Source organism: Streptomyces natalensis ATCC 27448 (genome assembly GCF_000935125.1).
GTDB lineage: Bacteria > Actinomycetota > Actinomycetes > Streptomycetales > Streptomycetaceae > Streptomyces > Streptomyces natalensis.
In genome coordinates, this window is record NZ_JRKI01000045.1 from 179,182 (window position 1) to 198,080 (window position 18,899).

The 18,899-nt window shown below is 66.3% G+C and carries 18 protein-coding genes and 1 pseudogene; 5 read left to right on the forward strand and 14 right to left on the reverse strand.

The window, feature by feature from the left end; genetic code table 11:
* Nucleotides 1-66: 66 nt before the first annotated feature.
* From SNA_RS29470 to SNA_RS29480, 3 genes are all read right to left on the reverse strand, one after another.
* On the reverse strand, nucleotides 67-1,158 hold the full coding sequence (locus SNA_RS29470; protein WP_044367613.1) for an IS630 family transposase: 1,092 nt from the start codon (nucleotides 1,156-1,158) through the stop codon (nucleotides 67-69).
* A gap of 153 nt (nucleotides 1,159-1,311) precedes the next feature.
* Nucleotides 1,312-1,890, reverse strand: a complete 579-nt coding sequence (locus SNA_RS29475; RefSeq protein ID WP_030066001.1) for a GNAT family N-acetyltransferase — start codon at nucleotides 1,888-1,890, stop codon at nucleotides 1,312-1,314.
* Nucleotides 1,891-1,900: 10 nt separating this feature from the next.
* Nucleotides 1,901-3,331, reverse strand: a complete 1,431-nt coding sequence (locus SNA_RS29480) for an NsdA family TPR-like regulatory protein (RefSeq protein WP_198535157.1) — start codon at nucleotides 3,329-3,331, stop codon at nucleotides 1,901-1,903.
* Between the two features lie 347 nt (nucleotides 3,332-3,678).
* Here SNA_RS29480 and SNA_RS29485 point away from each other — a divergent pair, with 347 nt between their 5' ends.
* Together SNA_RS29485 and SNA_RS44470 are read left to right on the forward strand one after the other, a co-directional pair.
* The gene (locus tag SNA_RS29485) at nucleotides 3,679-4,128 is read left to right on the forward strand and encodes an ATP-binding protein (protein WP_241779888.1); all 450 of its coding nucleotides are present in this window, start codon (nucleotides 3,679-3,681) and stop codon (nucleotides 4,126-4,128) included.
* 87 nt (nucleotides 4,129-4,215) lie between these two features.
* Nucleotides 4,216-4,449, forward strand: a pseudogene (locus SNA_RS44470) (NAD(P)-binding protein); the annotation flags it as partial.
* Here SNA_RS44470 and SNA_RS44475 read toward each other — a convergent pair.
* Nucleotides 4,366-4,602, reverse strand: a complete 237-nt coding sequence (locus SNA_RS44475) for a hypothetical protein (RefSeq protein WP_241779889.1) — start codon at nucleotides 4,600-4,602, stop codon at nucleotides 4,366-4,368. The pseudogene SNA_RS44470 and the gene SNA_RS44475 sit on opposite strands and share 84 nt — an antisense overlap.
* Nucleotides 4,603-4,636: 34 nt before the next feature.
* On the opposite strand from SNA_RS44475, the gene SNA_RS29490 reads away from it, so the two are divergent.
* Both SNA_RS29490 and SNA_RS29495 read left to right on the forward strand, forming a co-directional pair.
* Nucleotides 4,637-5,026, forward strand: coding sequence for an NUDIX domain-containing protein (locus tag SNA_RS29490; RefSeq protein WP_157880142.1), 390 nt, complete (start codon nucleotides 4,637-4,639; stop codon nucleotides 5,024-5,026).
* Nucleotides 5,016-5,411: a phosphotransferase gene (locus tag SNA_RS29495; protein WP_030066005.1), complete on the forward strand. Its 396-nt coding sequence runs from the start codon at nucleotides 5,016-5,018 to the stop codon at nucleotides 5,409-5,411. The genes SNA_RS29490 and SNA_RS29495 overlap by 11 nt, the downstream gene beginning before the upstream one ends.
* 366 nt (nucleotides 5,412-5,777) lie before the next feature.
* Here the strand turns inward: SNA_RS29495 and ddaH are convergent, their stop codons facing one another.
* The 3 genes from ddaH to SNA_RS40660 all read right to left on the reverse strand — a co-directional run bounded on the left by ddaH (nucleotide 5,778) and on the right by SNA_RS40660 (nucleotide 8,154).
* Nucleotides 5,778-6,617 carry a dimethylargininase gene (gene ddaH, locus SNA_RS29500; RefSeq protein ID WP_030066006.1) on the reverse strand — a complete coding sequence of 280 codons (840 nt, stop codon included), beginning with the start codon at nucleotides 6,615-6,617 and terminating at the stop codon, nucleotides 5,778-5,780.
* Between the two features lie 256 nt (nucleotides 6,618-6,873).
* Nucleotides 6,874-7,518 carry an FMN-binding negative transcriptional regulator gene (locus SNA_RS29505; protein ID WP_030066007.1) on the reverse strand — a complete coding sequence of 215 codons (645 nt, stop codon included), beginning with the start codon at nucleotides 7,516-7,518 and terminating at the stop codon, nucleotides 6,874-6,876.
* Nucleotides 7,519-7,596: 78 nt separating this feature from the next.
* Entirely contained in the window at nucleotides 7,597-8,154 is a 558-nt protein-coding gene (locus SNA_RS40660) for an LmbU family transcriptional regulator (protein WP_241779891.1), read from the reverse strand.
* 608 nt (nucleotides 8,155-8,762) lie between these two features.
* On the opposite strand from SNA_RS40660, the gene SNA_RS29510 reads away from it, so the two are divergent.
* Entirely contained in the window at nucleotides 8,763-9,941 is a 1,179-nt protein-coding gene (locus SNA_RS29510) for an IS701 family transposase (protein ID WP_078970291.1), read from the forward strand.
* Nucleotides 9,942-10,114: 173 nt separating this feature from the next.
* On the opposite strand, the gene SNA_RS29515 is transcribed toward SNA_RS29510, so the two are convergent.
* The 7 genes from SNA_RS29515 to SNA_RS29540 form a co-directional block, all read right to left on the reverse strand.
* Nucleotides 10,115-11,404, reverse strand: a complete 1,290-nt coding sequence (locus tag SNA_RS29515) for a cation:proton antiporter (protein WP_044367618.1) — start codon at nucleotides 11,402-11,404, stop codon at nucleotides 10,115-10,117.
* A gap of 179 nt (nucleotides 11,405-11,583) precedes the next feature.
* The gene (locus SNA_RS29520) at nucleotides 11,584-12,798 is read right to left on the reverse strand and encodes an alpha/beta fold hydrolase (RefSeq protein ID WP_044367621.1); all 1,215 of its coding nucleotides are present in this window, start codon (nucleotides 12,796-12,798) and stop codon (nucleotides 11,584-11,586) included.
* 38 nt (nucleotides 12,799-12,836) lie between these two features.
* Nucleotides 12,837-13,784, reverse strand: coding sequence for a chlorinating enzyme (locus SNA_RS29525; RefSeq protein WP_104532101.1), 948 nt, complete (start codon nucleotides 13,782-13,784; stop codon nucleotides 12,837-12,839).
* A 2-nt stretch (nucleotides 13,785-13,786) separates the two neighbouring features.
* Complete coding sequence (locus SNA_RS43460; RefSeq protein WP_051877293.1) at nucleotides 13,787-14,068, reverse strand: acyl carrier protein; 282 nt, start codon at nucleotides 14,066-14,068, stop codon at nucleotides 13,787-13,789.
* Between the two features lie 27 nt (nucleotides 14,069-14,095).
* A complete protein-coding gene (locus SNA_RS29530) occupies nucleotides 14,096-15,658 on the reverse strand; it encodes an amino acid adenylation domain-containing protein (protein WP_051877294.1) in 1,563 nt (520 codons plus the stop codon).
* A gap of 145 nt (nucleotides 15,659-15,803) precedes the next feature.
* Nucleotides 15,804-16,505, reverse strand: a complete 702-nt coding sequence (locus SNA_RS29535) for a thioesterase II family protein (protein ID WP_051877295.1) — start codon at nucleotides 16,503-16,505, stop codon at nucleotides 15,804-15,806.
* Between the two features lie 95 nt (nucleotides 16,506-16,600).
* Nucleotides 16,601-18,892, reverse strand: a complete 2,292-nt coding sequence (locus SNA_RS29540; protein ID WP_030066013.1) for a S9 family peptidase — start codon at nucleotides 18,890-18,892, stop codon at nucleotides 16,601-16,603.
* Nucleotides 18,893-18,899 lie beyond the last annotated feature (7 nt).

Genomic DNA, 18,899 nt, shown 5'->3' on the forward strand with positions numbered 1-18,899 from the left:
CGTCCGTTCCTTGGGGGAACGCCCGGTCTGTTCCCTCGAGGGAACACCTGTGACGTGCTTACGCCCCTAGTGTCCTGAGTCGGAGATTCGTCGGCAGTAAGCGGCGACTTTGTCGAGGATCTCGTCGGCGGTCTTCGTCCAGATGAACGGTCGTGGGTGGTCGTTCCAGTCGGCGAGCCAGGTGCGGATGTCGCGTTCGAGGGCCTGGACGGAGCGGTGAACTCCCCGGCGGAGCTTCTTCGTGGTGAGTTCGGCGAACCACCGCTCCACCAGGTTCAGCCACGATGAACCGGTCGGGGTGAAATGCAGGTGGAACCGCGGGTGGGCGGCCAGCCAGCGCTTGATCACCGGCACTTTGTGCGTGATGTAGTTGTCCAGGACCAGATGGACCTCGAGGTCGTCGGGCACCTCACGGTCGAGCTTGACCAGAAACTTCCTGAACTCCGTTGCCCGGTGCCGGCGGTGGAGCGAGCCGATGACTTTGCCGGTCGCGGTGTCCAGAGCCGCGAACAGGGTGGTGGTGCCCGCGCGGACGTAGTCGTGGCTGCGGCGCTCGGGCACCCCGGGCATCATCGGCGGCACCGGCTGGGACCGGTCCAGGGCCTGGATCTGCGATTTCTCGTCCACACACAGCACCAGAGCCCTCTCCGGCGGATCGAGATACAGGCCGACCACGTCACGGACCTTGTCGATGAACAAGGGGTCCTTCGACAGCTTGAACGCCTCGGCCCGGTGCGGCTGGAGGGCAAAGGCCCGCCAGATCCGTGAGACCGCTGACTGTGACATCCCGGTCGCCGCGGCCATCGAGCGGGTCGACCAGTGGGTGGCGTTCTTCGGTGTCTCCTCCAGCGTTTTCACGATGACGCGTTCGACGTCGGCATCGGTGATCTTCCGTGGGACGCCGGGCCGCGGCTCGTCGCACAAGCCATCCAGCCGCCGTTCCAGGAAGCGCCGGCGCCAGAGGCGGACCGTGTCCGCGGTGATGCCCAGCCGTCGGGCGACCCCCGCGATCGCATGCCCGTCCGCGCTCTCCAGCACGATCCGCGACCGCAACGCCAACGACTGGGCGCTCGAACGACGACGCACCCACGACTGCAACACCGCCCGCTCGGCATCCGACAACACCACCGGCGGGATCTTCGGTCCAGGACGACTCACACCAGACCAACGACAAATCTCCGACTCAGGACACTAGCTCGTTCCCCTCGTACGGCTAGGTTCGCTGTCAAACGCGATGAGATGGCGGCGGACAGTTGAAGTGGCCACTGTCGCGGCCCTCGGGTCCAGCTCGGGCATACGCGATGAGCACCGCTACCCGCGATCCCCAATCGCTGCGAAGGCTCCTGCCGCCCGCCATTCGTGATCGAGGATGGAGTAGGTGACCGAGTCCCTCCAAGCTCCCCGCACGAAGACATGCTCGCGAATGCGGCCTTCCTCGGTCATCCCCGCACGCAGAAGCGTCTTGGCGGAGGCGGCGTTCAAAGGGGCACGTGCGGCCCAGATGCGGTGCAGATCAAGGTGGTTGAAGGCGAGGGCGCACATCAAATGGACGGTTTCGGCGCCGAGGGCCGCGCCCCAGGTGTCGGGGCGCAGGGCGAAGCCGATGGTGGCGGCATTCTGGGCATGCGGATCGAGTGCCAGGCGGGAGAATCCCACCAGGTCACCCTCGTCTGGACGCACCACGGCAAGGGCGTATTCGGTGCGGGGTTGCTCGTCGGCCGAGGCCATGGAGCGGGAGACGATCTCTTCGACCTGCTCGCGGGTGCGGGGCTCGAAGCTCAGATGGCGTGTGGCTTCGGCGTCGCCGTAGATGGCGTGGACGGCGTCCACGTCGTCGCGGGTGAGTTCGCGCAGCTTGAGCCGGGGACCGGCGATGTCGACCGGGTGCATGGCCCGGACCCTACCCGCAGGCGGTGCTACCTGGGCAGGGCGGCGACGGGGGCTGCCGTGAATGCCTCGATCTCCTCACGGGCCCCGTGCGGGCTTCGGGTGTGGTGAGCCAGCGGGGATCGCGCAGCGCGGTGTGGACCTGCCGCACCGAGGCGACAATGCCGTTGATGCGCTGTTCGGTGGGCAGGTCGAAAACGGGCCGGAGGGCTTCGTCCACGCCGTCAAGGGTTCCGGCGTGGACGCGGGCGAGAGCGAGGTCGGTGTGTGCGCCGGCCTGGTCGCCGAACGCCCAGTCCTCGAGGTCTGCTTGGCGGTATGCGGCGACGGCTGCTTCGGCCTGCTGCTCGGCCTCTGGAGCGTCGGAGAGCCAGGCGGTGGCGTCGGCGGCGTAGTAGAGCTGGCGTGGTACGGGGAAGGTCATGATGCCGCCGAATTCGTCGAGGTCATCGGCGGTCGCCGCGTCGCGTGCTCGTTCGGCCTGCGTGAGGGACTCCCGTACGGTCGCCACGTCACCCAGTGCGGCGCCGGCGCGGGCGTGGAGGCAGGACAGCCATACGACGCTGGTGCCGGTGACGCCTTGCGCCTGGGAGGTGCCGAGGGCGGCGTACTTGGACGCTTCCTGGTGCCGGCCGTCCCAGTAGGCGATCAGGGATTGCGGGCCGCGGACCCAGGCTCGCATGGCGTGGTGGTCGGCGTTGTCCGCACATACGTAGGCGGTACGGGCCTGCATCATCGCCGAGCGCGGGTCGCCGAGGTCGTGGCTGGCCTTCGCCAGCATTCCGGAGGTGACGGCGGAGAGCAGATACAGCTCGCGGGCCTGGGTGGGGCGGACACGGCCGTGTTCGAGGAAGTGGAAGGAGAGGTCCTGTACCTCGACAAGGTCGCCGAGGAGGGTGGCCAGCGGCAGTCGCGGATAGGCGACGGAGAGCCGTCGCACCTCCTGCTGGAGCTCATCGAGGGTCTCGGGACCTATGCTGCTGCCTTCTGCCATCGCACTGAAGCGGAATGCACGACGAGCCGCCATGGCGACCTGCCTCTCTAACATGTCCCGGCCGGCGCTGTCGCGTGAACCGGGGCGGCTGGTGAACTCGACGCCGTCGAAGCCTCGTTCCTCGCTGGTGAGTTCCAGGGAGGGCGAAGACGGCTGCGTCGGCATGACGAGCCCGAGCCGGGGGCTGGCATCGGGGGCCGCGCCACTGTCGTCGGCCGGGCTGAGCAGAGCATCGACGGGGTATCGGAACATCGCCTCCAGCACCCGGCACAGGGCCGGGTAGAGGCGGGTCTTCACCTCGCCGCCGTACCACCGCTCGAACTGCCTCTTGGAGACCGTCAAGCCAACCAGTGCCGGATCCCTCTCCTGTTCGGCGAGTTCATTGGCCGTGCGCTCGAAGTGGAGCTTGAAGGTCTCGAACACCTGCCAGTGGCGGCTGGTCACCAACACCCTTAGCAACGTGGGCGTTTGAGCCATCTATCCCCCCGATGGGTTCCGGTCGGCTCGTCGGTTCGACCGTAGTCCCGCAAGGCCGTCATCCGGCGCGAAAGGTGCCTTGCGCAAGGAGATGACGGTGAAGACGACGGCATCGTGACGGTACCCATGTCACCCGCCGCCTCAAGCGCGCATCAGACGTCGGCACCCGCGTCGTGGTGATGCGTGCTGCTTCACCGCCAGGCTCGGTGCCCGCCCTGGACATGAGCGATGAGGTGGTGATCCACCGTGCCAGCAGCAGGAGACAACAGACGCAGCAGGAGATCGATTCCCGTACGGAGGCACACAGCACGGAGGCCAGCGTGAGCGGAACCGATGTGCACCCGTGCCGGGAGCGGACCTTCCCTCACCACGGCTCATCCGTAGGTGAGGCACGGAAGTTCGCCGTCGAAGCCCTCTCCTCGTGGGGAGTGCGCCACCGGCTGGATGACGTGTGCCTGTGTCTGTCGGAAGTTGCCACCAACGCGCTCGTGCATGCGGCGCCACCCAGCTCAGGATTTCAGGCGCGGCTGAGCATCGATGCCGCCGGGATACGACTGGAAGTCCATGACCAAGGCGCCGGCCGGCCCCATCGACGGAACCCGAGTCCCGATGATCCGCGCGGCCGTGGCCTTCTCCTGGTCGAGGAGCTCTCCGATGCATGGGGAGTGGCCGACCACCAGATCGGCAAGACGGTCTGGCTGACCTTCAAGATCGCCACCGGGGGCCCGCGCGTCCCAGAGCCCCCGGTCCTGACGGGACCGCCCCTCTGAATGGCTTCGCCGATCCGCAGCACCTGCACAGCCGGACGTCTCGCAGGACAGGCCGAGCACGAACTTCCCTCCCAGAAAGAGAAAATCATGCCCCAAACCCGACAGCCATTACGACCAGGCCACATCGTCATTCTCGGTGCCGGCCCCTGCGGACTGGCCTGTGCGGACGAACTCGACCGGCTCGGCCACCGCAACTGGACCGTGCTGGAGGTAGCCCCCACCGTCGGAGGACTGGCGTCATCGGTGGTGGACCGGGCGGGCTTCACCTGGGACCTCGGCGGCCATGTGGTCTTCTCCCACCTCGGCGAATTCGACCGGCTGCTGGACGAACTCTTCGCCCCTCACGAACTGCTGCACCACGACCGGTCCTCGTACATCCGATTCCGCGACCGCTGGGTGCCCTACCCCTTCCAGCAGCATCTCCACTGCCTGCCGCGCGCCGACGCCGAGGAGTGCCTGCGAACGCTGACCCACGCCTGCCAGCAGCGTGAACAGAGCCTGCCGGACGGTGCGGACTTCGCGATTCCTCCCCGGGGGCGGCCAACACCCCGGCGAAAACCTCAGCCACGCCGTCCGCCGCGAAGTCGACGAGGAAACCGGCCTGACCGTCACCGTCGACCGGCTGCTGTGGCTGCGCGAATACATCGGCGCCAACCACGACCATCCTGTGCAGGAAGCCAAGACCCATCGCATCGAAGCGATCTTCCTGTGCACCCCCACCAGCGACCCTCACCAACTCGGCGGCCACAACCAAGACGACGTGCAGACCGGCCTGGAATGGGTGCCGCTGCACAAAGTCCCGGACCTCAACCTGCTGCCGCACACCATCCGGCAGCCCGTCGCCGACCTCTCAAAGACCCCCACGGCTCCCGATGCCTACCTCGGCGATGTCGCCTGACGCCTCCATTCACGGCATAGACGGCCGCGTACCGCCCGGCGCCCGCGAAATCACCACCGGCCAGGCCAACCGCGTCTGGTCGGTGGACGCACCCACCCCGTACATCCTCAAGCAGTACGGTGACCCCGCCCGCGCCGCCAACGAAGCCGCCGCACTCCGCCTACTCGCCGAGCACGGAGTAACCGGACCCCAGCTGCTCGCTGCCGAGGCGGAGGCCACACCGTCGTGGACCGCCCAGTCCCTGGTCATCGCACAGCCCAAGCCGTACGCCTCGGCCTCGACGACCCCACACCCGTCCTCGCCATCGCCGAAGAGTCCGATCCCGCCGCCGAAGGACGGCTCCACCTCTACTGGCACATCCACCTACTCGCCGATGCCACGCTGAGCACCGACCCAGCCGTATGAGAGCGAGCCGCAGCGAGGCTGCCGAAGACCGCCTGAAAGCGGCGCCATCAAAATGGCTACGCGTGAGCCGCGTTGGAGATTGCCGTGCGCGGCAAGGTACCCGCGTGCGGCGGCAAGGCCGGCCTGCCCGGCGGCTTCATGCGGTGAAGGCTGGGCCCAGAGCATGGCTAGAGGACAGCCGTTCCAAGGTAGATTGCCGTAGCGCGCTGTACGACTTCATGGGCGCGTTCATCCGCACCCGTCGCTGGCCCAAGTCTCCTGGGGCGAGTGGGTGGATCGCCCGGCAGGAACCGGACCCTCGGCGGCCGTCTGGATGAGGTCCCTGAATTTCTTGCGCGTATTGGCCTCAGTCCCGAAGTTCGAGCGTGCAGCACTTCACGCTGCCACCGGCCTTGAGCAGTTCGGTCAGGTCCACGCCGATCGGCTCGAAGCCTCGCCCAGCGAGTTGCCGTGCGAGTCCCGTGGCTGTCGTCGGCAGCAGCACATGCCGGCCATCAGAGAGCATGTTCAGGCCGAAGACCGCCGCGTCTTCGTCGGTGGCGACGATCGCGTCTGGGAACATCGCGCGCAGCACTGCCTGGCTCCCCTCGGAGAATGCCTTCGGGTAGTACGCCACTTCGTCCGCAGACAGCACCGACAGCACAGTGTCCAGGTGGTAGTACGACGGGTTCACGAGCTGGAGGCTGGTGACCGGCAGCCCGAAAAACTCCTGCGCCTCGAAGTGCGAGCGCTGGTCGGTGCGGAAGCCCGTACCGGCCAGCAACCTGCCGCCAACGACCAGGTAGTCACCCTCGCCCTCGTTGATGTACTCGGGCCAGTAAAGCTCCTCGTAGCCCTGCCGCTGGAACCATTCCAAATAGGCAGGGCCCTCCGCAGTACGCTCGACGTGGCGAAAGCGGGCGCCAAGCACCTTGCCGTCGATGACGGTCGCGCCGTTGGCGGCAAAGACCATGTCGGGTAACCCGAGGACCGGGTCTATCTCCAGCACGGTGTGGCCAAGCTCCTTGTACAAGGCGCGCAGCCCCTCCCACTGCCGGAGTGCGAGCCTGCCGTCCACAGGCTTGCCCGGGTGCATCCACGGGTTGATGGAGTAGGTGACATCGAAGTGGCGCGGGGGGCACATCAGGAATCGGCGTGGGGTTGCCGTGCGGGTCCTGGGGGGTATGGCGGACTGGTTCGCAGTCATGTGCGCTGCTCTCCTGACTAGAGGAAGCGGGGGGAATGTCGTCATTGCCACCGGCTCTGACGGGCAGGTGCGGAAGCCGACGAGGCTGCCGTCCGGGCTGTTCCAGTCGAGAAGCCATCATCCGGACAGCGCATCCGGTCCCGTGAGGCCGGGTTCGCGTAGTCTTCTGAGCGTTGTGCCCTCAGGGGCAGCGTCCGCGTCCACCAGCGGTGTCGGCACCATCACCGCCGACGGCCAGCTCGGCACCGACCGGCGATCAGGGAAGCTCGCTCATGAGCTCGGCTGTCTCACGGTGGCGGCCACACTCCCGCCGGGCGAAGGCATCCCGCACACGGTCACGAATATCGGGCTCCTGCTCCTGGCTGAGCTTGAACATCCCCTCACCCTTGGACACCGTGATCCTGAACGCCCCCACACCGGACACAATTTTGCGGAAGTAGTCCACGGATTCGGACATGTCCCAACCAGTTCCGAGTTCTTCCTCATAAGCTCTTACCGTGGATTTCACTACGCCCAGTGTCTCTTCGAGTGAATCAATTTTCTCTACGACACCATGCACATGCACTGCTGTGAAGTTCCAGGTAGGAGCAGCCGGCGTCTTGTCGTAAATCGTCGGAGAGACGTAAGCGTGAGGGCCAGTGAACGCAAGCAGCACGACATCACCTGTTTCAAGCGCCGCCCAATGAGGATTCTTCCTGTTCATATGCCCAAGGAGTTTTATCCCTGACATATCGACCGCGCATTCGTGGACTGTCTGCGGGTCCTCAATAACGGGCAGATGCGTCGCAAACGGCCTGTCACTCACATTGCCATTACTTACGAGTAGCGCCAAAGGATTACGGCGAACCAGGTCGATCATCCACGAACAATTTGGTTCTCGGTATATATCAGGGACGAACATAAGGAATGCAACCTTTCGACTCTCAGTCCTACAACCCCGGAGCTGTCCGGCGGCGCGAGCGCTAACCTGCCGTTCCCGTCAGGCCCTCACTCCCGGCTGCTCTTCCAAATCATCCAGAGCCCGACTGGCCTCGTTGTCAAGTGTCGCCCACACCCATTTTTCGAATTCGATTCCCGCATGCAGTGCGGCCTTACGCCAACTCTCAATCCGATGACTTGGCACCACCAGCCGACGGGTCACGGCGGGACGCGGTTGGCCACCGGAGCCACCATCGCTGGCGTCACGGATGGAGTTCCGGAGTTGCTTGGTGGTCCACTTCATTTCTTCGGCACGGTCGAGCCACCATTCCTGCTCGTCGACCGTAAGCGAAGCAACCTCAGCATGATGCTGGAAACTCAACTTGGCCCGCCGCCGACTGAGTACGAACCGACGTGCAACCCAGGCATAATTGCGCAACGTCTGGTACTTAAGGCCAGCGGCACGAATGCCACGTTGATACCGGTCGACGTAGTGGTCCTTCCCGTATACGAGCCAGTCGCCGAGCCACCACGAGGACGAGTCCAGGACCCCCGAGAGCCGACATCCGGCCTGCTCCCAGTCCTCGAAGCTCAAGTCGGGCGGCATCTGCAGACCCACTCGCGTCGTCAGCACCTTTGTATTCCACGCTGCCTCGCCACCCGACCTTTGACGGCCGGGCCCTAGTACAGGACTGGGGCGCTGCACATCTCTCGACGGGTGCACGTCGCTGCTCGCATTCATCACGCCTCCACACTGAAAGAAGAATCGCGCGGACGAATTTCCCTAGCTCTTTGAGCGGGCGCGCATATGCGAAATTGCGACTTGCGCAAGGCGTCGAACACCTCAGCGGCCATCGCGTTCAGCGGCAACACTGAGACATAAAGATTGACAAAGTCGAGCGCACAGCAGCATAGCAATAGACATCACTGACTCGCCGCGTTAACGACAGTGCCCCGTCCATCGTTGACCGATGCGCGCCCCATCGATTCGAGTAGAACCCAACAGGCACTGCAACGGCAAGGAAGAAAGCGTCCGGCACTGCAACTTGCAAATGTTAGCTACTTTAAGCATTCACCTGATTTCGGAGTGCAATGTTGCTCCAGATCTCGCCAATTGCCACGATGCGCCACTTCTCGTCGTTAATAACTCATCAAGATGCCGAGACGTTGATCGGAAGCGGGATACCCTGCCCGCCGACCGCAATCACAGGGGAAACACGGGGAAACATGTCGTTCAGCGCAGCTGACTGGATAGATTCAGCCAATGAGTCAGCGACCTCAGAAGCCGAGGCAGCCTCGCTCGGAAATTTCACCTCGCAGATTTTCAGACATCTAACGAGAGTCGACCAGCACAGATTGGCCAAAATGTACCTGGCCGCCCTCCTCGCCACTCCTGGCAAGAAGTCCATTCGCCGATTAGCCGATACTGTCTCGGCCTCGCCGGCCACCGCGCAGTCGATGCGCCAGTTCGTGAATCTCAGCCCGTGGGACTGGAACCCGGTCCTGCGCGAGCTCACCACATGGGCCGAAAGACACGGTTCAGTCCCCGCATGGACGATCGGCCGCGCGCTGCTGCCCAAGCGCGGCGAGCAGACCGTCGGCGTACACCGCTACTTCGACCCGGTCTCCGGCCGCACCCTCAATTGTCAAGTGGGGCTTGGCCTGTTCTTGCGCGTCGGCACGACACACGTGCCCGTTGAATGGCGATTGCTCCTGCCCCAACCCTGGGCCGACAACCGCCAGTTACGGCAACGCGCGCGCATTCCGGACACCGAGTACTACCGCCCGCTGTGGGCACATGCCCTCAGCCTGGTGGACGCGCTGGCCGAGCGCACCGCTCCCGCTCCCCTCGTGGCCGACATGAGGGACGACCCCCACGTTCGGCCGCTGATCCGCGCGCTCGCCCAACGCGGCCACCACCTAGTCATCGCGGTACCACAGCACCTCGAGATACTTCCCGGCGAACGCGGCCTGAGCGACTCTCCGCCCCTAAGCGCCCGGGCCTATCTCTCCTCCGGGACCACCCGGGACGTCATCACGCGGGGCGTGGATGCAGGGCGGCGCGTCCGTATCGTCTGCGCGCCGGCCCGCCTGCCGGATGCCACCGGTCTCCCCGTTGACCCGACGTACCAACTCTTCGCCGAGTGCGGCCCGGACAACCGCCCTGGCTCGGTATGGATCACCACGTTCCCCGAGCGGTCCCTGGCTCAGGCAACCTCGCTCAGAGCTCTGGCAGATGAGACAGCCTCGACGGTCTCTCTCATGGAACGCTCCGTCGGCCTCCTCGACTTCGAAGGCCGTTCCTTCCCGGGCTGGCACCACCACATGACCCTGGCGTCCGCCGCCTATGCCTACCATCGCCTAGGCAGGCATGCGGCAGCACCCGGTCTCCAGGCCCTCGCTTAGCGGGGCACGCGATGTGTGCCGGGCGGGCACCGCATGTAAAACCACCCGCCCGGCACCCAGTGTGCGACTACAGCTCCAGAGGCGATTGTTCGCACTGGGGTGGCCAGGGTGGTTTACCAAAAAGCATGGACCAAGGCGATCGGTCAGACGGCAGTCGGCCACCGAGGAAGGGCCTACGCTCCCACTGTGACGGTCTCCCGGCGCGGGCGGGGGCGTACACCACGGCCACGGTGCTGTGTCCAATCGAGTAGTGACAGCAGGGGGCCGGTAAGGGCGGTGGTGACGAGTGCCATCACCACCAGCGCCAGGAACATCGGTGCTGTCACGATCCCAGCGCTGTAGCCGACTTGAAGGGCGATCAGCTCGGTGAGCCCGCGAGTGTTCAGGAGGATGCCGACGCGCGCAGCCGTTACGGGGGACTCCCCTCCCAGGCGCGCTCCGAGATAGCCGCCGCCGATCTTGCCAATGATGCCCAGCACCGTGCTCAGGACCAGCAGCGCCCAGGGCGCCGAGCCGAGCGCGGTGGTGAGCACGGTGATCCCCGTGACCACGAAGAACACCGGCACGAACAGTCGGCCGACCCGGGTCACACGGGACACCACCGCGGACCCGTCCGGCGACGTGCCGGCGGGTATCGCGAGGCCGAAGAGCGCGGCACCGAAGATCATCGACAGGCCGAGCCACTCCGTCGTTAGCGCCGCCGCGATCGCGGCGGCGCCGACCGCCACGGCCGCCAGGCGCGGGAAACGGACCATCGCCACGCGGGCGAACTCGGTGCGCAGCACACCCCTGATAAGCAGCACCACGACCAGCGCCGCGGCCATGACCGCCAGCACCCGCAGCGAACCGACCGCGCTGCCCGCGCCCAGCCCGATCACGATGGACAGCAGCACCCAGCCCACGGCGTCCAGGATGATGGCGCCGGTGAGGGCCAGCCGCCCCGCAGGGGAGGCCGTCAGGCCACGGTCCTCCATGATGCGCGCCAGCACCGGCACCGCGGTGATCGACAGCGCGACTGCGATGAACAGCACGAACGCGGGCAGCGGCGACGTGCCGCGCAGCGTCGGATCGTCGATGAGCAGCACCCACCCAGCAAGCAGACTCCCCGCCAGCAGCGAGGGCACCAGCGCGCCGAACACGATCCAGGACACCGTACGACGGCCGAACCCCAGTGGCCCGGCACGCAGTTCGTGTGTGAGCCCCACCAGGATCAGCGCCAGCCCGCCCTCGCCCAGCAATTTCAGCGCGCCCCTTATATCGTCAGGTAGCAGCAGACCGAACGCGTCCGCCCCAGCCAGTGCGTGCAGGGCGGGCCCGGCGAGCAGGCCCCCGGTGATCTCGCCGATCACCTCCGGCTGGCGCAGACACCGGGCCAGGGCGCGGCCGAGCCAGGCCAACACGAGAACGGCCACCAGGCACACGGCCACATGGGACAGGAACAGGGCGGCCTCGCCCACACTCATCAACAACGTCCCTTTCTGCGCTCAAGATGGCGGAAGCAACTTGGGTAGACGCCAGCCCGGTCCTGGCCCGCGTCATGGGCCCAGGGCGGTGATGCCACGCCAGCGTCCTGTGGATATACGGGCGTTGACCGCCATCGCCTGGTGCGGTCGCCGCGTCCGGTCCCAGTCAGGCGGTCCGGTCAGGGCGTACCGGGCCGGTGCTGCGCCATGAAGTCCGCCGCGACGCGCAGCAGCGCGTCCTCGGCGCTGAACAGCGAGATGTGGTCCCCGTGCGCCTCCACCCGAAGCTCACCGTTCGGCAGGCCCGCGGCCACCCGTTCCGAACCGGCCGGGTGGGCGATGTCGTCGTCCCGGCTGGTGACCACCAGCGCGGGCTGCTTCACCCTGGCGAGATACGGTCCGACATCGGTGCTGGTGATCCCGGTGTTGAGGCGGCAGTACCGGTAGAGGAGTTCCGGGCTCGCGTACGGATACAGCACGAGATGGGCCACGTCGGCGGGGGTGCTGGTGAGCATGGCCTGGCAGAAGGCGGCGTGCACCGCCCGCGCGGCGGCGCGGCTGCGGGCGGCGGAGGTCATCAGCTCGATCAGCCCTTCCTGGTGCTTGGTCTTCGCGCCGCCGTCGGTGAATTCATACGCTCCGTGCCACAGGCTCAGCGAGGAGATCCTCCCTGGCTGGTCGGCCGCCGCCGCCAGTGCGATCACCGCGCCACCACACAGGCCGACCACATGGGCGCTGGTCACGCCGTAGTGATCCATCACCGCGAACAGGTCGGCTGCCTGCGCCCCGATGTCGACGCCGTAGTCGCCGTCGTGGTCGGCCGCGCCGAACAGCCCCCGGCTCTCCCAGGTCAGCACACGGCGGTCGCGGGCGAGGAAGCGGACCCAGGATTCCGACAACGCGGCCGGCATGCCGCAGGCGGGTACGAGGACAACGGTCTCGGCGCCCTGGCCCGCGGCGTAGACGTGCAGTGGCACCCCGTCGATGGAGGTGATGGCCTCCTTGTGGGAGAACTCCTCGAAGCTGTCCGACAGGGTCGGGGCGAGCACCTGGTCCACCTCGCCGAGGCGGTCCACTGGCACCGCCGGGGCGGAGCGCATCCACTCCGCGAGCGCCAACCGCTTGCTGACCACGCGCTCGAACAGCTGGAGGTCGTCGAACGCCGTGTCGCGGACGAGTGTCAGCCCCGCGACCCCGGCACGACGGGCGACCCGATCCAGCAGTCCGCGCAGCGCCCGCCACTCCCCGGCCGACAAGTCGGCCGGGGAGACCGTGGCATCGCGGGCGGCCGTAACGACCCGGACTGGTGCAGCCAAGCCCTCGACGAGGGGCTTCACCGACAGTACGGACTCCGCGAGCCGCGCGATGGCCCTTCTCGTGTCGCGTCCCAGCATTCGACGACCTCCTCTTGCCTACCCTTATGTCAACAAAGTCACCGGACGGGGAACTTGTGACCCCTCGTGGTCGTGGTCACCTTCCGGTTGTGCGTGTAGGTGTCTTCGCCCGACACGAGCACCGCGCCGTACTCGCTCAAGCTCACTCGGCCGCCGTACTCGTCGACGTCGTCGGTGTCCGGGTAGACCGCCACCGAGGTCGGTACGTACCGGCCGGCGAAGCCCAGCCGCATTTCCTTGTCCATCGCGGAGTGCGGCTTGGAGGCGTGCATCATCGTGGACCAGAACATGACTGCCTCACCCGGCTTCATGACCATGGACACCGCCCGGTCTTCATCGGGCCGCCAGTTGGGGTCCTTTTGCAGTTCGCGATAGTCGTAGCCGTAGAAGCCGCGCGAGACGCCGTCCTTTGCCTGGTCGTTGATCTTGTCCGGCTGGTAGTGCATCTTCTTTGTCTCGTCGTAGAACATGGTGCGCTGCGTCCCGGGTATGAACTGCAGGCAGCCCGTCTCCTCGGAGGCTTCGGAAAACGCCGTCCACACCGTGATCGTGCCGCCGAATTCCTTCTCGGACTCCGGCCATACGATCTGCGGCTTGCCCGAGGCGAAGGCGAAGGTGTCGGCCTGGTGCCAGTCCGTTCCCTCATCTCCGGGGTATTTCGGGAAGAACTCCGAGCGCCAGCACAGCGCGTTCGGCCCGAGGACCGCCGTCACCCGGTCCACGATCTCCGGCCGGCAGATGTGGTCGGCCAGGAACGTGGAATCCAGATGGCGGTCGTAGTTGGCAATGTTGGTGTTTCCGGCCTGCGCGTCGTCCTCTTCGTAGACGGCTTTGCTCCGGTCCATCAGCTGGAGCCGCTCGCGTCGCCAGAGCCGCTTCATCTCCTCGACTTCGTATACCTTGAACGGTCCCAGGTAGCCGAGCTGGTGGAACCGGGCGACTTCTTCGGGGGTGGGGGTGAAGCTCTGCTGCACCGTGTTCGTCATCGTCAGTCCCTTACCGTGAGCAGCTCTTGGCTTGTGATCTGCGCCTCTACAAGCGCCGACAATGAGTCGATGCTCGCTTCCTCCAGCGCCGTGACATCAACAGTGATTCCATACTTCTCGTTCACCTGGGCCACGATCCGGATAAACGCCAGCGAGGTGGCGCCCTGGTCGAACAGGTCGACGGCCGAATCGACCGCCTCCCTTTCCAGTACAGTCCGGACGATGACGCCGATCGACTTCCGGATGCCGGAGGCGGATTCGCCGGTCCTGGGCAGTGCGGTCATGTTGTCGACTCCCGTTGTGCGACGGAGTTACTTTCCCAGCACATCACGATTCACCTTTCCTTGTAGCGTCATTGGAATCTGCGCCACAATTTTGTATGCGGAAGGCCGAAGATGCCGCGGCAACGATGTTCGCGCATGCTTCTCTGCCGCAGCGACAAGGAGGGAAGTGCTCCGCTCACTGAGATTCGAGGTGTGAGCGGGCAACAGATAGGCGATCAGCCGGATATCACCATCCCCGAAGTCCCGGGACGTGACAACAGCTCCCGCGATATCCGGTACGTGTGAGAGGGATTCTTCTATCTCACCGGGCTCAATCCGGTATCCACGGACCTTCAGTTGGCTGTCCATCCGCCCGAGGTAGACCAGTTCGCCGTCGGGCCGCCGCATGGCCCGGTCGCCGGATCGGTAGATCCGCTCCTCGCCGAGTTCCGCCGCGGGGGACACGAAGCGCTCGGCGGTGAGCTCCGGTCGGTTCAAGTAACCGCGAGCCAGCCCGGCCCCGGCGATGTACATCTCGCCGGGCACTCCGTCCGGCACCAACCGCCCGTCGCCGTCCACAACATAGACCCGCAGATCGGGCAGGGGCACACCGATGGGGCTCTCGCCACCCTCGCCCAGGTCCGCGGCGGCAATCCTCCGATAGGTGCAGTGCACCGTGGTCTCGGTGATCCCGTACATGTTGACCAGGGCCGGCCGTCTATCCCCATGCCGCTCGATCCACGGGGCCAGCATTCGCAGGTCCAGCCGTTCCCCGCCGAAGATCACCAGCCGCAGGGCCAGACTGGACGTGCTGTTCTCGCCCGAGGGCAGGACGGTGAGCAGTTGGTGGAACGCTGAGGGCGTCTGGTTCAGGACGGTCACCCGCTCGGAGCGCAGCAACGAGACCAGCTGCGCGGGCGAGCGCGAGACCGTCTCGGGCGCCAGAACCAGCCGTCCGCCGTACAAGAGCGCGCCCCAGATTTCCCACACCGAGAAGTCGAAGCTGATGGAGTGGAAGAGCGTCCAGGTATCGCGGTGGTCGAACGCGAACCAGGGCTGGGTCTGTTCGAAGAGCCGTACCGCGTTGCGGTGTTCGACGGCGACACCTTTGGGTGCTCCGGTCGAACCGGATGTGTAGATGACGTAGGCGAGATCGTGCCCGGCCGCCTCCGTCCGCTTCCCGCCGCATTCCGGCGCGGCGGCGCCGGCTTCGCCGGTGACGCGGTCCCCTTCGATCCATACGATCGCCGGATGGCGCCCGGTCATCAACTCCGCGGTGTCCGCCGCGGCCACCACGATCGGTGCCGCGCAGTCGGCCAAGAGGTAGTCGATGCGTTCCGGCGGATAGCTGGGATCGATGGGCACATAGGCGCCGCCCGCTTTCAGAATGCCGAGCATTCCGGCGATGGCCTCTGGACTTCGACGCGCGCACAGCGCGACAAGGACATTGGGCCGTACGCCCAGCTCAGTGAGCCGAGCGGCCAGGAGGTCGCTTCGCTCATCGAGCTCCCGGTAGGAAATCGGCCCGTTTCCCGTGGACAGCGCGATCCGTTCCGGAGCCGCGCGAGCGCGTTCCTGGAAGATGCTGTGCAGACAACTGCCCGGCAACATCACGGATTCCCTTCAAAGTTGATGGGTGACAGTGGGAGGTGATGCGTCGCGGCGGCACGTGACCGGATCCCTTCACCGGCGCGCTCCCGCTCACGGCCGTCCTGTCGCCAGGACATCTACTCCCGAACGCAGCAACTCCGGGTGACTACCTGCCGTTTGACCAGTGCGGCGCGCCCGGCAGGTGCGCGGCGAGTGCCGCAGTCACGTCGGCTTCGCCGTCGAAGAGGTAGAAGTGGCCGCCCTGCAGCACGATCACGTCGAAGCGGCTGTTGGCGAACGCAGACCACGCCTCCAGGCCACTGCGGTCGACCTCGGGGTCGGCGTTACCGCTGAGGGCAACCAACGGCGCTTTCACCGGGAGCGGGTCATGGCGTTCGTATCGCTCGCTCAGCCGGTAGTCGGCACGGATCATCGGCAGCAGCACTTTGACGAGCTCCGGCTGTGCGAGCAGATCGGCAAGAGACGCATTGACCCGTTTGAGGTCCGCAATCAGCTCGGTGTCGCTCAGCTCGTGGATCCGTCCCCGCCTTTTGCGGTGGGGCGGGGCAGCCCCGGAGACCGCGAGGAGATCGATCACCTGGCCGTGGCGGCGCTCCAGTTCGGCCGCCACCTCGTAGGCAATGTAGGCGCCCATGCTGTGACCGAAGAGCATCAGCGGTTCACCGATCCACGGCTCCAGCACCTCCACGATCCGCTCAACCATCGTCCCCATGTCGTCCACGAGCGGTTCAACGAAGCGGTCCTGCCGTCCGGGGTACTGCACGGCATACACGGCAACGTCGGACGACAGCCGCGCGCCCCAGGAACGGAACTCATGGGCCGTTCCTCCCGCGTGCGGCAGGCACACCAGCCGTAACCGTGGCTGCTGTACGGGGGTGTTGCACAGGCGCAACCAGCGTTCGGGCGAAGTCGGATTCGCAGTTCTCAAGGGACTCTCTCCCGTCATCCGAAGAGCTCGTCGACGGTGTCCATGTCCAGGGACACAGGCGTGAGCCGATAGCCGGCGGGCGGTTCGACGCCCATGAGGTGACGGACCAGGAAGTCCCATCGACGCCGGTTGAGGTAGTGGTCATAGCCGACGTAGACATGGTCCGCGCCGGGAATGACGAGCAGTTCGAAGTCCTTGTCCGCCGCGATGAGGCGTTCGGCCAGGCGCAGGGTCAGCTGCGGCGAAACGCTGTCATCCAGACCCCCGTGCACCAGCAGCAGCTTGCCCATGAGCCGGTCCGCGATGTCCACATTGGACGCCTCGGCGTAGGCCGCCGCGTCGAACGGGCCGTTGTACGCCTCCGCCACACCGAGCTCGGCGTAGCGGATGTCGTGCATGCCGCCTTCGGCGACCCCGGCCTTGAACACATCGGGGTAGTCCAGCATCGCCCGCACGGTGGCAAATCCGCCGGCGGAGGTGCCGAATGCCCCGACGCGGTCAAGGTCCATCCACGGGCGAGTTAGGGCCAGTTCACGCAACGCCGCCACATGGTCGGCCAGTCCCACGGCGTCGGCGATCCGGCCGTAGGAGGCATCGTGGAATGCCTTGTCACGTCCGGGAGAACCCCTCCCATCGACGGCGATCACAACGAACCCGAGGGCAGCGAGGACCTCTGCGTCATAGCCGTAGAAGCCTGGGTCGAAAGACGGGCTGACACGGTTCGCGTTCGGGAAGCAATAGGGATGGTCAAGCACGGGGTATCGCTTAGCCGGGTCGAAGCCATGGGGCCGGTAGAGCATGCCGTAGATGTCGGTTTCGCCGTCGGCCGCAGTGATACGGAACCGCTCCGGAGGGCTCCAGCCGGTCTCCACCAGTCCCGATATATCGGCCCGTTCCAGCTCGACCAGCACGCGGCCATCCCAGCCGCGCACGGTGGTGACCGGCTCGATGTCATTGGTGGACGCCGAGTCGATGAAGTACGCCGCACCCGGCGGCACGGTAACCTCATGATCGAGGTCGTCGTCGCTCACCCTGGCGAACCCAGAGCCGTCCAACCCCACCCGGCACACCGTTCGGCGATAGGGGTCCTCCTCGACCAGCCCCGACGCCAGGAAGTACACCATCCGCCGCTCTTCGTCGACGTGCAGGATCTGCCGCACCGCCCAGGACCCCGACGTCACCTGCGCCCGCAGCTCGCCGTCCTGTGTCCCGTATAGATAGAGGTGGCCCCAGCCGTCGCGCTGGGAGTACCACAGCACCTCCTGTCCCGCCGACAGCACCTCGACCATGGGTGCCTGCGCGAAGTACTGCCCCGGTTCCACCCGCGTCGGGCCCGACTCCGAGAGCACGGTGCGTACCTCGCCGGAATCCGGGTCCAGCCGCCGCAGGCTCAAGACCTTCGTGTCTCGCTGCTGGTCGAGGTAGTACACGGCCGAGCCGTCCTTGGCCCACCACGCCCACTGCCGGGCAATCGGCGACATCATCGACATCGCGACGGGCTCGGCCTGCGCGGGTACGGCCTTTCCGCTCGCGATGTCCAGCACCACCAACTCGGCCATCGGCAGCCGCTCGTCGCCGGGGAAGGCGAAGCGCTGGGTCAGCAACTGTGGCGCACCACCGTCCGGGGGCAGGGCCTGTACCAGATGGGTCCGGCGGACGCCGCGCTGGTCGCTGCGATGGGTGAGGACGCGGGTGGAGTCCGGCGACCATGCGAGAGCGGGCGGCAGATGCGGGATACCAATCTTCGGCAGCAGCGTGGAGTACATGTAGTAGTCCGGGTTGGCGCCGTAGTCGCGGTCGTGCGTGCCGTCGTCGGTCAGCGCCCAGTCCTTGGAACCGTCCAGCGACCGAGCCCGAAGGTCGTTTCCGTCGCGGAACACCGCGTGCCGGCCGTCTGGTGCGACGACCTCCAGCACATTGCGGGCCGGTGAACTCTCGGTCCTGGCAGAGGCGTAGTCGCCGAGTGCGCAGGTCCACCGCTCGCCGAACGCATGGAATGCGATGGCGTCGGCAGTCGGCTCGAACGCAGCGAACGGCAGCGCGACCGGGTCGACCTCTCGGCCGGATGCCGCAGCCAGCGCGCTAGCGAGCCGTTGGTGGTCGAACGCGGGGTGACGGGTGCCTTCGACCGGGTCGACGAGGATAAACCGCCGTCCTGCGGCAGAGTCGACCGTGTACCAAAAGCGCGCCCCGCCGTCGATCCACCTCGGCCGGATCTTCCCACCGAGGACGAGCTTGCTTCGGTTGTGCCGCAGCAACTGCTCCGCCGTCCGATAGGCATGGGGGTCGAGTCTGGTCGGGTGCATCGTGCTC

Excerpts from the sequence above, each read along its gene's own strand:
- SNA_RS29525 (WP_104532101.1), bottom strand. The coding sequence starts at position 13,784 with ATGACGAACACGGTGCAGCAGAGCTTCACCCCCACCCCCGAAGAAGTC.
- SNA_RS29515 (WP_044367618.1), bottom strand. The coding sequence starts at position 11,404 with ATGAGTGTGGGCGAGGCCGCCCTGTTCCTGTCCCATGTGGCCGTGTGC.
- SNA_RS43460 (WP_051877293.1), bottom strand. The coding sequence starts at position 14,068 with ATGACCGCACTGCCCAGGACCGGCGAATCCGCCTCCGGCATCCGGAAG.
- SNA_RS29505 (WP_030066007.1), bottom strand. The coding sequence starts at position 7,518 with ATGTTCGTCCCTGATATATACCGAGAACCAAATTGTTCGTGGATGATC.
- SNA_RS29520 (WP_044367621.1), bottom strand. The coding sequence starts at position 12,798 with ATGCTGGGACGCGACACGAGAAGGGCCATCGCGCGGCTCGCGGAGTCC.
- ddaH (WP_030066006.1), bottom strand. The coding sequence starts at position 6,617 with ATGACTGCGAACCAGTCCGCCATACCCCCCAGGACCCGCACGGCAACC.
- SNA_RS29495 (WP_030066005.1), top strand. The coding sequence starts at position 5,016 with ATGTCGCCTGACGCCTCCATTCACGGCATAGACGGCCGCGTACCGCCC.
- SNA_RS29530 (WP_051877294.1), bottom strand. The coding sequence starts at position 15,658 with ATGTTGCCGGGCAGTTGTCTGCACAGCATCTTCCAGGAACGCGCTCGC.
- SNA_RS29540 (WP_030066013.1), bottom strand. The coding sequence starts at position 18,892 with ATGCACCCGACCAGACTCGACCCCCATGCCTATCGGACGGCGGAGCAG.
- SNA_RS29475 (WP_030066001.1), bottom strand. The coding sequence starts at position 1,890 with ATGCACCCGGTCGACATCGCCGGTCCCCGGCTCAAGCTGCGCGAACTC.
- SNA_RS29510 (WP_078970291.1), top strand. The coding sequence starts at position 8,763 with ATGTCGTTCAGCGCAGCTGACTGGATAGATTCAGCCAATGAGTCAGCG.